Origin of the sequence: Aquiflexum sp. (assembly GCF_041751335.1) — a bacterium.
Lineage (GTDB): Bacteria > Bacteroidota > Bacteroidia > Cytophagales > Cyclobacteriaceae > Aquiflexum.
In genome coordinates, this window is record NZ_JBGSXS010000043.1 from 1 (window position 1) to 15,349 (window position 15,349).

The window sequence follows — 15,349 nt, forward strand, 5'->3', positions numbered from 1 at the left end:
GAAATTCAGAGAGGGAGTTTTTGAGTATCATTAAAGTGATTCCAAAAACTGAACATTTTAGAGATTGTTAAGGGGCAGAAAAACAATAGACCTCTCCTTTCGTCGAGGTGACAAGGAGAGGACTTTCATTTAATAATTCCAAGTAATTGAAAAATAACATTCAAATACCATATGAATAAAAATAAAAGGGGGGGATAGGTGCAAAGCGCCTATCCCCCCTTTTATTTTTATTCTATCATTGCAAAAAACTTATCTAAGTCAGGTATCAATACGATCCTTGTTCTTCTATTTTTGGCCATATTATCTTTGCTATCATTTTCTACCAAAGGAATATAACTTGCTCTTCCTGCAGCAATCAATTTTTCAGGAGCTACATTATATTTTTTCTCCAATATCCTCACAATGGAAGTTGCTCTCTTCACACTAAGATCCCAATTATCCTGAAGTTCTACAGTCTGTATTGTCCTAGGATCAGTATGTCCTTCGATCATAACCTCCAAAGAAGGTTCAGAATTGATCACTTCTGCCAATCTCTTCAATAGGCCATCAGCATTTCGGGAAACTTGGTAACTTCCAGTATTGAACAGCAACCTGTCTGAAACATTGATCATTACTACGGTCTTGTCAATATCAATCTGAATATCATCTTCCTGTTCCAACGAACCATCAGAAATTGATTTCTTCATGTTGTAGGAAATGGCTAAGTTGATCGAATCCTCCAACGTTTTTGCTTGAGCCAACAGTTCCTGATCAACATTTGTCAACGTTGCCTTAAGTTTTTCTCTGGTGATGTTGGACATAGGAGTCTTTCCTTCTAGAGAATATTTGGCATCGCTTTCCGATCTTAAGGAATTGATACGGGCATTGTATTCTTCAACCCTAGCTTCGACTTTCCCCATTTTGTCTTCAAGGATTCTTTTTTCCTCTTCAAGCTTTTCCTTTTCAGTTCTTGTGTCAGCAAGCGTAACTTCTGTTTTAAACAGATCATTCTGTAATTCCACGTATTTCTTTTTAGAAACACATGATCCGGCCAAAATAGTAACCGTAATAGTGTAAATAATTATCTTTTTCATCGTTGGTAAAGTTTATTTCTTCATTAATTCCAAAAATGAAGCCATTAAAAACAGAGGTATCTTATTATGCCGTAAAATGGTGAAATTGTCATTATTTAGTTCTAATACACCTGTTAAATCCAATAAAAATTGAAAAATAAAAATATTTTTCACCTTAAATCCATTAACTCCTGGATCAATAAAAATTAAAGTCCTTTCTGGGGACTGGAATATTATAAATTAATGAAGGCATGGGTTGTTCCCCATGCCTATTGATTTTTAAAATTTCAAGTTATTGAATCACAATTTGATCTGCTAGTCCTCCCACTTTGTACTTTAAATATAGTTCTTGGTACAAACCAACTCAACCTTCATCCCTCATTCTTCATCCTTTCCTAAACTTCCTTCACCTCTGCCGTCAATTTTTGCAAAGAGTCTTTCGCATCTCCGAAAAGCATTCTGGTTTTTGGATAGAAGAAGAGTTCGTTTTCAATTCCGGCATAGCCTGCTGCCATTCCTCTTTTGAGGATGATTACATTTTTTGCTAAATCCACATCCAAAATCGGCATCCCGTAAATAGGTGAGGAGGGGTCGTTTTTGGCTGCCGGGTTGACCACATCATTTGCACCGATAACAACTACTACATCTGTATTGGCCAATCTTGGATTAATTTCTTCCATTTCCTGTAACCTTTCATAGGGCACATCTGCCTCAGCCAATAGCACATTCATATGTCCTGGCATACGTCCTGCCACAGGGTGTATGGCATAACTCACTTCCACACCTTTTTCTTCAAGCAATTGTTCAAGTTCGTGGCAGACGTGTTGGGCTTGGGCTACAGCCAATCCATATCCCGGAACAATCACTACGCTATGGGAATAGGAAAGCAATACAGCTGTATCTGAAATGCTAATTTCCCTTACAGTTTGGTCTCCACTTCCTGTTTTGGCTGCTCCTGAGGCACCTGCTCCAAAAGCACCTAAAAGTACATTGGTCAATGACCGGTTCATGGCCTTACACATTAGAATTGTAAGGATAGTACCTGCTGAACCTACTAATATACCCCCGGTCAGCATGGCTTTGTTTCCATATAGGAAGCCACCAAAGGCAGCAGCCATACCAGTAAAGGAATTGAGTAAGGAAATCACAACGGGCATATCCGCACCACCTATTGGCATCACAAACAGGATTCCATATCCAAGAGCGATGACAAGAAGGATATAAAACAACATTGGATCAGAACCATTAAACATTTGGAATCCGATCAAAGCAACGATCACAACCAACAAAAACATATTGATTGCTTGATTCATGGGAAGGACCTTGTCTTTGATTTTCCCCTCCAATTTACCATAGGCAATCATTGATCCGGCAAATGACACAGAGCCGATCAATAGTCCCAAAAGCATAACCAATAATTCTCCGTCAAATCCGGTGACGGTTGCATGTTGATGATGTTGGAATTCTATAATGGCGATCAAAGCGGCACATGCGCCCCCCATACCATTAAAGAGCGATACCATTTGTGGCATTGAAGTCATTTGTACCTTTCTCGCCATAACAGTACCGATACCGGTACCCACAGCAAGGCCCAAAAATATCAAGCCGTAATTCAGTCCTTTGCCAGAATCAAATTCCTGATACAAAGTAATTGTTGCCACTATAGCTATCAACATTCCGGCTGCGGCTATAAGGTTTCCTTTTCTAGCGGTGTCAGGGTGACTGAGCATTTTCAATCCCACAATAAATGTGAGTGATGCAATCAGGTAAATGATTTCCAATATATTCAGACTCATGATTTTTTAGGTTTTTTCTTGAACATTTCCAACATCCGGTCTGTGACCACAAAACCGCCTATTACATTGAGCATACCGACCACGACAGCCAAAAATCCAATTGATAGCGCCAAATAATTATCAGGCGAAGCTTGCAACATGACTATGATGGCTCCTACCACCACCACCCCATGAATGGCATTGGCCCCTGACATCAAGGGGGTATGCAAAATAGCTGGGACATTGGAAATCACTTCCACCCCCAATAAAATGGCTAAAACCAGGAAATATATCATTTCCATGTTATTGCCTAGGTATTCCAATATTGATTCCATGATTAAGTGTTTAGCATTTGAACTATTCTGGAATTGACGGGCTTTCCATCATGGCAAACACAAGTGCCTGCTACTATGTCATCCTCAAAATTTAGATTTAAGCCGCCGTCTTTTATGATCAGTTTCAAAAAGTTAAGGTAATTTTTCCCATACATCTTGCTTGCATCCTGGGGCATATTGGCGGCAAGGTTTCCAACTCCAACAATCCTGACACCATTGACCTCTACGGTCTGATCGGGTTGTGACAAGGCACAATTTCCGCCCGAAGATGCGGCCATGTCGATAATGACCGAACCAGGCTTCATTGCCCTGACTGTTCTTTCTTCCACCAATAGCGGTGCCTTCCTTCCAGGAATCTGTGCTGTGGTGATGATCACATCAGCCTTCATGGCATGTTCATGGATGGTGTCTTTTTGCTTTTGAAGGTATTCAGCTGACTGTTCGACAGCATATCCTCCAGCACCTTTGTCTTCTGTGGCCCCTTCCACATCCACGAATTTGGCTCCCAGCGAAAGGACTTCTTCTTTAGCAGCCTGCCTGACATCAAACGCAAACACTGCCCCCCCCAACCTTCTGGCTGTGGCGATGGCCTGAAGTCCTGCTACACCTGCACCAAGGATCAATACCCGCGAGGGAGTAATACTGCCGGCTGCTGTCATAAACATCGGGAAAAATCTGGGGAGCAAGTCAGCAGCCATCAGAACAGCCTTATATCCAGTTACTGTGGCCATGGAAGAAAGTACATCCATCGCTTGGGCGCGGGTAGTTCTTGGGACAAGTTCCATACTGAATGCCGTCCGTTTTTCCTGAACCAAATAGTTGGTCAGCTCTGGATTATACAACGCATTGAGTTGTCCCATTAGAACCCCAGTGGGTTTCATTTTGGAAATTTCTTGCTGAGAAATTGGCTGAATTCCGAGAATCAAATCGGATTGTTGTAGAATTTCAGCCCTTGGGTGTATTTCTGCACCGACCTCTTTGTAAAGTTCATCTGATGCATAGGCACTTGCCCCTGCATTGTTTTCCACCCATACCGAAACTTTCCAGCTGATCAAAGTTTTCACAGCTTCAGGTAATAATGCTACCCTTGACTCGGTTGAGGGTTCTTTTAAAATCCCTATAATCATTGCTTTTTAGGATAAAGCGAGAAATGTTTTGAATATTTATTTATAGCCCGAAACTATCAAAAAGATTCGAAAATGAAAGTTTTTTTATATGCGTAGCCCAATATTTCGGTTATTTATTTTAATTACAGTTTATGTTGGGAGAATGAAAAGAATTTTTCCTAAAATTCAGCAAACGGCATATTTAATAAAACATTTGGGCAAACCCCAACTCCTATGGGATTCTGGTAGGAATAAGATGGTAGCTTTTGCAATCCAAAAATTCAACTAATATTTGATTACCTTGAGGTTTAGGATTTCTTCCATTGGAATAAAATCTTTATCATGGTGTAAAAGGGTAATATCATTTTCAATACAAAATGTTCCAATTACCATATCGATGGTCTTTCTTATTGTAATCCCTTCTTTTCTTAAAATTCTGTAATTATTTGCGGTGGCGACTGCTAAATTTTTGTTGCAGAGCGAAAAATATGCTAATCGTTCAAATACTTCTTTGGCTGTTTCAAAATGTGAATCTGATTGAAAACCCTGTAATACTTCCACAACAATTAAATCTCCTGTCGCTATGATTTCTTTACCCAAAAGTTCATAGAGCTTTTCTACATGGGGCTTATCCATGCCATTAAAAAAATCTATCCAAACTGACGAATCTGCCAAAATCATTTGTCTGAACGCATTTTGTCCAGATCACCTTCCCATTTTAATTTACCCCTTAGATTTTTAATTTTCTCCTGAAAATTTAAGGAAACGATTAATTTTAAACCTGCTTCGACAGCCGCTTTTTTAGTTTTGAGCCCTGATATTTTCATGGCTTCCAATAATAAATCGTCATCTATTTCAATATTTGTTCTCATAATGTGTATCATTTTTATAAATATACACATTTAGCCCATATTAAAGCATACTGGCCAAAAAGATTACTCTTTTTCAAACAACTAAATAGTTTTCAGACCTATTTTAATATCGACTTCTTTACCAAAGTAATGTTGGAATTGCTTACCTCATATCTTTTGCCAAGAGATTCCCATTCATTTAATGCGGAAATTGTTTGCTTGATGACGTCTTCAATAAGTTTCTTCGATAATTGGGCTTCCAAACCAAGTTTCATCAAATGGCTAATGCTTGGGTTTTTGCCTTCACCCATTACCATTGTGCTTTGTTCTCCGCAAGGACCACTGGAAAAGGTGAGGTCATAAGCAGGTGCCAGTTTCCATTTCCCGGTTTCGTCCATTAAAAAGCTAAAGTTTTTGGCATGGTCATCCCTATTATGGGACAAAACATTAAAGACAGCTAATCGAAACATCTTCTCTACTTCACGGATATCTTTGGTAATTGCACCAGTTAAATTGATTAAATCCTCATAATCAAGTGAAGGTGCTCTGAAGTCACTATGGAGCAAGCCACTTGCAGTATGCATGTGCAGCCTTTTGCTTCCTTCCCTGTCAAACCGTTTGACGGAAAAATAACCAGGGCCTCTTTGAGATGGAAATAGATAAACATCAGGTATTTTTACACCGGCCGCTTTTGCCATTAATGCATAGACATATTCAATTGCCCCTGCATCATTCCAATCTTGCGAATTTGGGAATTTAACGAGCCATGGCTCAAAGCCCCTATCAAGAGCCTTAGCCCCAAAAGTGATGTTTTGATGGTCTTCATCTATACCAATCAGGGCCTTTGGTCTTGCCCCTGCTGATGATCCGTTCAATGTCAGCAATTCATTGATGACTTCTTCCGAGCTTCCATGGATTACTTCTTCTGTTTGTGCGGCCAATAGGTCTAAGTCTACTAATTCCTGAGTGCCAGTCGGACTATGATCAGGCTCATAAACCAAAGCACCCATTCCATACAAGCCAACATGAACCAAGCGGTCCAATGCGGAAAGATTTTCAGGAATTATTCCTTGGGATCTTACCATACGGACAAAAAGTAAGGGCCCCCAACCATCAGGCAAACTATCGTTAAAGACACCTGCCAATCCCTCAAAAGGACGTCTTTGGCAGTTTGATAATTCCCCTCTTCACTGGCAATCTAAAAGGAGAAATCTCTAATCCTTTACTTATGAATTATTCGAAATACTCAAAATATATGATTTGGTCTCGGATGGCTAAGCGCCCGACAGGCTGAATTCCCGACCCGAAATCCAAACCTACCTTTACTTCTGCGACTTGTTGGATCATTTTTTATTTCCCCTTTTTCGGGTTTTGGAACTTTTATCCTTTAACACCTCATCTATTGATGTGTAATTTAGTAAAGGGGGCTTTAGGATATTCAACATTTCTTCCAATCCCCCTACTACCCACAACAACTTTAAAAAAGATTCCAATGAAATTATTCCTTTTTGCTCAAACTTTCTCAAAGTAGCCAAAGGAACTCCCGACCTATCAGCCAAACCTTCTTGGGTCAGTTCCATAACTAATCGTTTTTCCCTGATGTTGGATGCTATTTTTTGCTGTGCTTTGGTAGGGGATATAAGTGATATCATAGTAATAGTTAACTATAGATTATTAGAATTAGTAATACTATAGTATTATAAAAGTACAAAAAATTTGATTCAATTTCTAAATATAAATATGGTCCAATCCATCTCCAGATATTGCTAGGTAATTGAAACCTGACAGGTTTAATCCCTTTTATAAATGAGACAGAATAGGATCACCCTTTTTCCATCAGCCCAATCGTTCCCCCGACCCAATTACGATCTTTATTGAACTTAACACCTATCATCTCTCCACGGCTTAATCTGACCAGATTGCCGATCATGGTTGGGTTTTCATCCTTTTCCGGCCAAATTGCCAACATCCGCACTTCTACTTTCACTTCTCCTTCAATGGCTTTCAATACCGGCAGGTAGTGGACCTTTTTCTGTAAAATATAAAGATCCTTTTCAGTGACCGCCTCAACATCTGATTTTTTGACATGGTAGATTACCCCGGTTCCTGAAAAAGAGAACAAGGGTTTCAAAACGTAGTTTTCCAAATCATCGGGGATTTCTTTCAAGTCACTCAACAGCGTGGTTTCAATAAAGTATGGACCTTCCAGGTAAGGCAGTATAAATTTGCTGATTCTGTAGAACCAGTTTGGATGTCCTGCCCATTCCACGTCCAGTTCTTCCAAAAAGGAAAATTCCATTTTCAGGTCTTTTCTGGCATCCAATTCATCAAATATTACCCTGTTGTATATTCTTTTGATATGTATTTCCTCTCCTTCTTCATTTTTGTAAAAAAGTTGCTTCCCTTTTTTGATGACATCTTGCACGCAGATAAAGGGTATTCCCAAATCCTTCTTGCAGTAGTAAAAATCAACTTTGGTATTTTGTTTTTCAGGTTCTATTTCCAATAAAATGACGTTTTCCGGGTCATGACCATTCAATACCGTTTCCCGTAACTTGTTCATGTATCCAGCTTCATCCAAGCCTCCAAAATATGGGGTTAATTCAGATAAATAGGGATAGGCATTTTTCACCTTTTCATACAAATTGTACTGAAAATTGAACACTGAAGGGAAACCCTGCACCTCTATTAGTTTTGGGATTATTTTTCCGTTTTCTTCACATATTCCAAAATCAATGGCCAAAAACTGTGTATGGGAGTCCTGATTTGGGACATTAAAATTGATGTTTAGGGATTTTTGGGTCAGTATGTTGAAATCTTCCCTCCTGATAAAATCAATGATCTGTTCGGAACCCTCAAGCAGTTGTTCTTTGAGTTCATTGGGAATAAAAAATGGTGATTCAGCGATACGAAAAGTCGGAAGGCCACCAAAATCCGATGCCAGGTCAATCAGAAAAGACTGGTATTTTTCTTCGGAAAAATTTTCGTTGAATAGATTTCTGTAATTCTGAATCATATAATCTCTGATTAAATTAAGATTGTCTCCTGTTCCCGGATTTTCTGTATGGATCGTTCCAGAAAGTTGGGTATAAGGGTGGCGTTGGTTTTATAAATCGTATGCTCTTCCACAATATGCTCAAGCATTTCTAGGTATCTTGCCTTCCCCCTTAAATCGATGATTTGATCCCGGACCTCTGTTTTTTTGAGATGCTGTAAAAAACCTACAGGGTCAGCTTCAGGATGAAATTGTGTTCCTACCATTTCTGGGGTAAAACGGATTCCCATGATAGCCCTTTCATATTCCACATAGTTTCGGATTTTTTCCAAGGCAATGATTTCAGAGCCCATTTCCTTGATTTTTTTTTGATTTGGCTGTATGACTTGATAATCCCTTGAATCTATGGCCCAAAATGGATTGTCCAGATTTTGGAATAAGGGGTCATGCATTCCTGCTCCGGTTTTATGAATAGTCATTACCCCAAAAGAAGTGGATTTTCTTTTGGTTACCTTTGCCAGACCAAAATGCTGAACAGCCATTTGATAGGAATGACATATAAACAGAATATATTTTTTACGATCATTTGTCAGATTCCAGTTATAAATCCCATCAATAACTTTATAATAGCTTTTGTCCCAAATTCCATCTCCCTCCACAGGATTTCCAGGTCCTCCGGATGAAACGTAAAGATTGAAATCTTCTAAATTTGGAACTTCGTTTTCTTGTCTGACATCAAAAACCTCGATGGAAAGTTCTCCGAACCTTCCTACAATATCATGGATACAACGCATACCCTGATTGGTAATGCCGTTGTACATATCCAAAACCGCTACCTTTATTTTCTCCTGCATGATTTATTGATTAAGCCGGCGCAATTTAGAACTTCCAAGTGAAAATGTTCAACGAACAATAAAGAAAGTGCAATTGGTCTTTTTAGAAATCATTGTAGATATGAGCAATTTTCATTGAGAAAAGTATCTTTTTGAAAATTTCCCGGATCATGATACCATCTTCATTAAAGTTCTTTGGTAAATTCTCCTGTTATAAAGTCCACCACCTTGACCAGATCATGGTCTGATTCTTCAAAAACTTTCAGTTGCTTATCTGCCCCAGTACCATCTGCAAGAATCTTGTGAACATATTTGATTTCTTCCCTGCTGCCAAGTTCATCTACTACATCATCGACGAATTCCAACAATTCCAACATCAGCGCTTTGTATTCCACTTCTTTCTTTTGACCAAAATCAATCATCAGCCCTTCTGTGCCATATCGGGCTGCCCGAAACTTGTTTTCCCTGATAAGTGCAATCCGGTACACATTGAAGCTGGTATTCATCATACACATTTTGTAGAGTTTAGCGACCACAGCCTGTATGAGGGCCGTGATGCAAATGGTTTCGTTTACAGTTAGACACATATCGCAAATCCGAAACTCAATGGTACTGAAGAAAGGATGGATTCTGAGGTCCCACCAGATTTTTTTAGGATTATCTATGCAATTGGTTTTGACCAAGGTCTCCAGAAAATTGTCATAAGATTGAACAGAGTCAAAATATTCGGGAAGACCAGTTCGCGGAAATTTGGCAAAAATATGTGCTCTATAGGCTTTGAAACCTGTCTCCCTACCTTCCCAGAAAGGAGAATTGGTGGAAAGGGCATAGATATGAGGCAGGAAATAACAGGCCTGATTCATGATGTGCAGGGCGGTTTCTCTGTTTTCGATTCCCACGTGAACATGAAGCCCGAAAATCAAATTCGACCTTGCAGTGTCCTGCAGTTCTTTGACGATCATGTCATAGCGAGGATCATCGGTTATGGGCTGATCCTGCCATTTGGAGAAAGGATGGGTACCTGCGGCTCCTACAATCAGATTTTGTTCGGCTGCTAGGTCTACAATTTTTTTCCTTAGAAATGAAACTTCCTTTCTGGCGTCAGAAATATTCTGGCAGATATTGGTACCCACTTCAACCACAGATTGGTGCATTTCTGCTTTGACCTGTTCTTTCAAAATGATTTTGGCACCATCCACTATTTTGGACATGTGGGACCTAAGTTCTCTGGTGTCGGGGTCAATGATCTGGTATTCCTCTTCAACCCCCAATGTAAAAACGGGTAACTTTTTCATAGCTTAAAATCTTTTTGCGGTATTGACTGCATCTTTCATGAATGTACCCCAAGTGAGGTTGACTTGACCTGGTTTTTGAGCTTTGGCGTATGCTATCGCCATTTTAGCGGCTTCTTCGACCACCCAGTCAAAATTGGCCTGACCCACTGAATTGACATCAGCATCAGGGGCTGGATTGCCAAAGTCAATGGCATATGGAACCCCGTCTCTCACAGCAAATTCGACAGTATTGAAATCATAACCCAAGCCATGGCAAAGCTTCAAAGTATAATCTTTGACGGTAGCGAGTAGCTTTTTGGAAGCAGGTGGTCCATCAATGACATATCTGAGGTGATGGGGATTTCGAGGTTCATACTGCATAATTCGGACAGCTTTTCCACCCAAACAATAAACCCTGAAATAATCCGTAAAATTAATTTCTTCCTGAAGCAGCATGACCAACTGCCCCGTTTCTTTGTGCTTGGCATAAAATTCCTCCTTGTTTTCAAGGCGATAGACATTTTTCCATCCACCCCCTGCATAAGGTTTCATGTATGCAGGAAATCCGATATAATCAAATATTGCCTGCCAATCCAAAGGCATTTTCAGGTTTCTGAATGATTTGCCCGTGGTATCAGTTGGATGCTCAGCAGATGGTAGAATCACAGTATTGGGAAGTGGAACACCCAATTGGTCTGCTAAGCAGTTGTTGAAAAACTTGTCATCAGCACTCCACCAAAAAGGATTATTGATAACAGCAGTGCCTGTAAGGGCTGCGTTTTTTAAATATGCCCGATAAAAAGGAACATCCTGGGAAATTCTGTCAACAATGACAGCATAATCCGTCAAACGGTTCTGCACAACTTTATCTATCAACACCGGCTCGGCGATGATCCCTTTCTCTTTTTTATCATTGATTCTTTCGACAAATGCATGGGGAAAAGTGTCTTCCATGCCAAATAGTATTCCTATTTTTTTCATAAACGTTTAGTTTTTTAATTATGTGAATTTGATTCTTGATAAATAGTGTGGAAACATTTCTTTCCATAAAGGCCAATCATGGTGACGGTCTTTTCTGACATCCAGCCAATGTCGGGTTCTTTTACCTTCCAATGCATCACTCAATTTGATGTTAGCATCAAAGCAGATGTCCCAATTTGAGGTTCCCAAAACAATGTCCATCTTCCATAACTCTCCATCTTGGAGACCCGGTAAAAACTCCAGTGGAGAATTATAAAATATATCCTCGTGGATATAGCCATCCATAAAATTACGGATTTCAAAAGCTCCCGAAAGAGAATACATGTGGCTGACATACCCTGGATGTCTGAAAGCAAAATTGGCAGCATGATAACCACCAAAACTGCATCCTGCTACAACTACTTTTCCTACACTTGTCTTTAATCGGACTTTTTCTACTATATCATGACAAATCATTTTGTCATAGGCAACATGGTTTTGGATTCTTTGATGGGGGTGTAAATGCTTATTGTAAAAGCTGTTTTTGTCGTTACTTTCCGGACAAAATATCTGTACCAGTCCTTGTTCAATAAACCAACTTGCAGACCCAATCAGTCCCATATCCCGATTTTCATGAAAAGAACCCATTGAGGTAGGATATAATATAACCGGATATCCTGCATGTCCAAAAACCAACATCTCTACATCCCTATGGAGATGGGGAGAGTACCATTTAAAATATTCTTCTTTCATAAAATTCAATTTCCTAATCTTACTAAAAATAGTTGGCTTTTGCTGAATCGCAAAAAAATATCTACAAAGAATTTTTTTTATTATTCATACCATTTAGAATACATAGGATAGTTTTTGGCAGTTCTTTCAATAACTTCCAACATTTCTGGTCCGGTATCTTTGATTTTTTTGGCCGGCATGCCTGCATAGATACTGTTTGCTTCGACAATGGTCCCAGCTAATACAACGGCACCTGCTGCTATAACTGCCCCTGAATGTATTACCGCGTTATCCATAATTATTGCTCCCATGCCTATGAGGACATTGTCGTGAATTGTACAGCCGTGGACCACAGCATTGTGGGCTATGGATACTTTATTGCCAATTTGTGTTCCTGATTTTTGGTATGTACCGTGTATGATGGCACCATCTTGGATATTACTGTCATCTCCAATTCGAATCTGATGTACGTCTCCTCTTACCACCGCATTGAACCAAACAGTGCAGTTTTTGCCCATTATCACGTCACCAATAACAGTAGCATTATCTGCCAGCCAACAATTTTCCCCAAATTCAGGGGAAAATCCCCTTACACTCTTTATTAAAGCCATTTATTTTCAGTCGTTTATAAAATTTCAAAGGTTAGATTCATTCAAAATTATTTTATTTTTTAACAAACATGAACTTTTTCATGCTTAAATAGTTTTCATGTATATACACACAATTTGTGAAACTAAAAAAACAACACAACATTATGAATTTAATTAAAAACACAGGTTTATTGTTTGCGGCAGCCTTGATTATGGTTTCATGTAATAAACCGGGAGACACAGTAGAAGTAAGTGATGCTCAAGAAGTAGCTGAGTCATCAGGTTCCACCTTGGCGATAGATCCATCGACCAGCAAAATTGATTGGAGAGGTTATAAGCCTACAGGACAACATTTCGGATATATTCCACTAACCGACGGAGAAATTACCGTGAAAGATAGTGAACTTACAGGTGCTAGATTTGTATTTGACATCACAGGTTTGAAAATCCAGGATATGGAGGAATCAAATGAAAATTATCCTAAACTTTGGGGACATTTGCAATCTGACGATTTCTTTGACGCTGCGAATCATCCTGAAGCAGTTTTTGAATTGACAAGCGTGGAACCTTATACAGCAGGTACGATTGAAGACAAGGACGAATTTGAAACAGCAAATACACCAAAAAGCGATTCTGAAGTAGCTGCGGAAAACCCTACCCATTGGGTTTCGGGTAACTTGACGATGAGAGGAACTACCAAAAATATCAAATTCCCTGCCCATGTATCCATAGCAGATGGAACCGTTGCTGCTAAAGCCGGTTTCAATATTGACAGAACTGATTGGGGATTGGCCTACGGTGACGAAAGTGGTGCAGTTGACAAAGCCAAAGATCAGTTCATTTACAATACTGTAAGTATTGGATTTGAAATCAAAACCAACTAATCAAAGATTAATGTTTGTTTCTAAAGGGGAAGTCGAAAGATTTCCCTTTTTTTTGTGTCTAAAAGTTAATTTTGGGGTATGTATACCATGAAGGAATTTCACTTATCATCGAACCATCAATTTGTTCGGCAATTAATATGCTGGGCAGATTTACATTATACCTATGTTGGATTTTTCGATCACAATGACATCAAGTATCCCTATGGTGGGTTTCAAAGGATTTTATTGGCAGCCCATCAGGCTTTTGACTTGGAAGTTGCGAACCAATGGTTTGGTAAAAAAGAAATGGCTGCCATGCTATCCTATGATTACAAAAACAAAATTGAAAAACTCCAAAGTAATAATCCACCGCCCTTGAATTGTCCTGATTCTATTTTTTTCATCCCAGAAATTAAAATAGAAATTCTTGTTGATCAGGTGATAATACACCATCCTGATCCGCAGAGAATTTTTGATGAGATATGTGATTTCAAGTTAGACTCTTTTAAAAACTCTTCATTAGAGATCAATCCCCTTACCAGCCGCAAAACCTATTTTAAAAATGTAAAGGCCATACAAAACAACATTGTCGAAGGGGATATGTACGAATTGAATTATTGTATGGGTTTTGAATTCTGTGGTAAAACATGGAATTCTGTTCAGGGATTTTTTGATCTGATGGAAAAATCTCCAATGCCCTTCTCTGCTTTTTTCAAATCTGAATCGGACTACCTGATATGTGCCTCCCCAGAACGTTTTCTGAAGAAGATTGGTGATAAATTGATTGCTCAGCCTATAAAAGGCACGATCAAGCGTGGCAAAAATGAGTTGGAAGATGCCTTGCTCAAAGAAAAACTCTTGAACTCTGAAAAGGAGCGGGCAGAAAACCTGATGATTGTAGACCTGATGCGCAATGACCTGAGCAGAATCTCACAAATAGGTTCTGTAAAAGTCGAGGAGCTATTCGGGGTATATCCCTTTTCGAGGGTTCATCAGATGATTTCAACGGTGTCCTCTACCTTTTCTCAAAGTAAAAGCCTATTGGAAATCATCCATGCCACTTTTCCCATGGGAAGTATGACCGGCGCCCCAAAAATCAAATGTATGGAGTTGATCGATCAATATGAGGATTTTAAACGGGGTTGGTTTTCCGGTACCTTGGGATATATCGATGCAGCTGGGTATTTTGATTTATGTGTGGTTATCAGGAGCATTGTTTTCGATAAGGATTCAGGGAAAGGTTATTTTGCAGTGGGTTCTGCCATCACTTATGATGCGGATGCAGCCTATGAATACGAAGAGTGTTTGCTGAAAGCCTCTGCCATTGTGGAGGTATTGCAAGGGAATTGAAAGAATGAAAAGGTAATGGAGGAAAAAATAAGGAAAATCATCCATGTGGATATGGACGCATTTTATGCTTCTGTGGAGCAGATGGACAATCCTGAACTCCGTGGCAAACCTTTGGCAGTGGGAGGGAATCAGGAAAGGGGAGTGGTGGCAGCCGCTTCGTATGAGGCCAGAAAGTTTGGGGTGCGATCTGCGATGTCCGGTAAGATGGCTGCACTGAAGTGTCCCCAATTGGTTTTTGTCAGGCCGAGGTTTGACAGGTACAAAGAGATTTCGAAGCAAATCAGGGATATTTTTTACGACTATACTGAATTGGTAGAACCACTTTCGCTTGACGAGGCATTTTTGGATGTGACCGAAAACAAAGTCAACAATCCCTCTGCCACTTTGATTGCCATGGAAATCAGAAAGCGGATCAAAGAGGAAGTGGGGCTGAACGCTTCAGCAGGCATTTCTTACAACAAATTTCTGGCAAAGACGGCATCCGATATCAATAAGCCCAATGGTCAGGCTGTAATATTGCCCAAAGATGCGGAAGCATTTTTGGAGAAATTGCCCATCGAGAAGTTTTTTGGTATCGGTAAGGTAACCGCTGAAAAAATGAAGGAATTGGGTATTCACAACGGTTTTGACCTC

Annotated in this window: 17 protein-coding genes; 3 read left to right on the top strand and 14 right to left on the bottom strand. The window is 39.6% G+C overall.

Annotation, left to right across the window (positions count from 1 at the left end):
• Positions 1 to 227: 227 nt before the first annotated feature.
• The 14 genes from ACEW8U_RS02345 to ACEW8U_RS02410 form a co-directional block, all read right to left on the bottom strand.
• Positions 228 to 1,073, bottom strand: a complete 846-nt coding sequence (locus tag ACEW8U_RS02345) for a flagellar motor protein MotB (RefSeq protein WP_373520425.1) — start codon at positions 1,071 to 1,073, stop codon at positions 228 to 230.
• A gap of 374 nt (positions 1,074 to 1,447) precedes the next feature.
• Positions 1,448 to 2,848 carry an NAD(P)(+) transhydrogenase (Re/Si-specific) subunit beta gene (locus ACEW8U_RS02350; RefSeq protein ID WP_373520426.1) on the bottom strand — a complete coding sequence of 467 codons (1,401 nt, stop codon included), beginning with the start codon at positions 2,846 to 2,848 and terminating at the stop codon, positions 1,448 to 1,450.
• Complete coding sequence (locus tag ACEW8U_RS02355) at positions 2,845 to 3,162, bottom strand: NAD(P) transhydrogenase subunit alpha (RefSeq protein ID WP_373520427.1); 318 nt, start codon at positions 3,160 to 3,162, stop codon at positions 2,845 to 2,847. Before ACEW8U_RS02355 ends, ACEW8U_RS02350 begins: the two co-directional genes overlap by 4 nt.
• 2 nt (positions 3,163 to 3,164) lie before the next feature.
• On the bottom strand, positions 3,165 to 4,289 hold the full coding sequence (locus tag ACEW8U_RS02360; protein ID WP_373520428.1) for an NAD(P) transhydrogenase subunit alpha: 1,125 nt from the start codon (positions 4,287 to 4,289) through the stop codon (positions 3,165 to 3,167).
• Between the two features lie 264 nt (positions 4,290 to 4,553).
• A complete protein-coding gene (locus ACEW8U_RS02365) occupies positions 4,554 to 4,949 on the bottom strand; it encodes a PIN domain nuclease (RefSeq protein WP_373520429.1) in 396 nt (131 codons plus the stop codon).
• Positions 4,946 to 5,140: a type II toxin-antitoxin system VapB family antitoxin gene (locus ACEW8U_RS02370; RefSeq protein ID WP_373520430.1), complete on the bottom strand. Its 195-nt coding sequence runs from the start codon at positions 5,138 to 5,140 to the stop codon at positions 4,946 to 4,948. Before ACEW8U_RS02370 ends, ACEW8U_RS02365 begins: the two co-directional genes overlap by 4 nt.
• 98 nt (positions 5,141 to 5,238) lie before the next feature.
• Complete coding sequence (locus tag ACEW8U_RS02375) at positions 5,239 to 6,204, bottom strand: type II toxin-antitoxin system HipA family toxin (protein WP_373520431.1); 966 nt, start codon at positions 6,202 to 6,204, stop codon at positions 5,239 to 5,241.
• A gap of 258 nt (positions 6,205 to 6,462) precedes the next feature.
• Entirely contained in the window at positions 6,463 to 6,771 is a 309-nt protein-coding gene (locus ACEW8U_RS02380; RefSeq protein ID WP_373520432.1) for a helix-turn-helix domain-containing protein, read from the bottom strand.
• 170 nt (positions 6,772 to 6,941) lie between these two features.
• Positions 6,942 to 8,135: a hypothetical protein gene (locus ACEW8U_RS02385; protein ID WP_373520433.1), complete on the bottom strand. Its 1,194-nt coding sequence runs from the start codon at positions 8,133 to 8,135 to the stop codon at positions 6,942 to 6,944.
• An 11-nt stretch (positions 8,136 to 8,146) separates the two neighbouring features.
• A complete protein-coding gene (locus ACEW8U_RS02390; RefSeq protein ID WP_373520434.1) occupies positions 8,147 to 8,968 on the bottom strand; it encodes a type 1 glutamine amidotransferase in 822 nt (273 codons plus the stop codon).
• A 164-nt stretch (positions 8,969 to 9,132) separates the two neighbouring features.
• The gene (locus ACEW8U_RS02395; RefSeq protein ID WP_373520435.1) at positions 9,133 to 10,242 is read right to left on the bottom strand and encodes a carboxylate-amine ligase; all 1,110 of its coding nucleotides are present in this window, start codon (positions 10,240 to 10,242) and stop codon (positions 9,133 to 9,135) included.
• A gap of 3 nt (positions 10,243 to 10,245) precedes the next feature.
• Positions 10,246 to 11,202 carry a RimK family alpha-L-glutamate ligase gene (locus tag ACEW8U_RS02400; RefSeq protein ID WP_373520436.1) on the bottom strand — a complete coding sequence of 319 codons (957 nt, stop codon included), beginning with the start codon at positions 11,200 to 11,202 and terminating at the stop codon, positions 10,246 to 10,248.
• An 18-nt stretch (positions 11,203 to 11,220) separates the two neighbouring features.
• Positions 11,221 to 11,934, bottom strand: coding sequence for an alpha/beta fold hydrolase (locus tag ACEW8U_RS02405; RefSeq protein WP_373520437.1), 714 nt, complete (start codon positions 11,932 to 11,934; stop codon positions 11,221 to 11,223).
• 80 nt (positions 11,935 to 12,014) lie between these two features.
• A complete protein-coding gene (locus ACEW8U_RS02410; protein WP_373520438.1) occupies positions 12,015 to 12,524 on the bottom strand; it encodes a gamma carbonic anhydrase family protein in 510 nt (169 codons plus the stop codon).
• A 143-nt stretch (positions 12,525 to 12,667) separates the two neighbouring features.
• Between ACEW8U_RS02410 and ACEW8U_RS02415 the strand changes: the two genes are divergently transcribed.
• The 3 genes from ACEW8U_RS02415 to dinB all read left to right on the top strand — a co-directional run.
• On the top strand, positions 12,668 to 13,387 hold the full coding sequence (locus tag ACEW8U_RS02415; protein ID WP_373520439.1) for a YceI family protein: 720 nt from the start codon (positions 12,668 to 12,670) through the stop codon (positions 13,385 to 13,387).
• Between the two features lie 78 nt (positions 13,388 to 13,465).
• The gene (locus tag ACEW8U_RS02420; protein ID WP_373520440.1) at positions 13,466 to 14,716 is read left to right on the top strand and encodes an anthranilate synthase component I family protein; all 1,251 of its coding nucleotides are present in this window, start codon (positions 13,466 to 13,468) and stop codon (positions 14,714 to 14,716) included.
• A gap of 15 nt (positions 14,717 to 14,731) precedes the next feature.
• The coding region (gene dinB / locus ACEW8U_RS02425) for a DNA polymerase IV (protein WP_373520441.1) at positions 14,732 to 15,349 on the top strand (618 nt) is incomplete at its 3' end.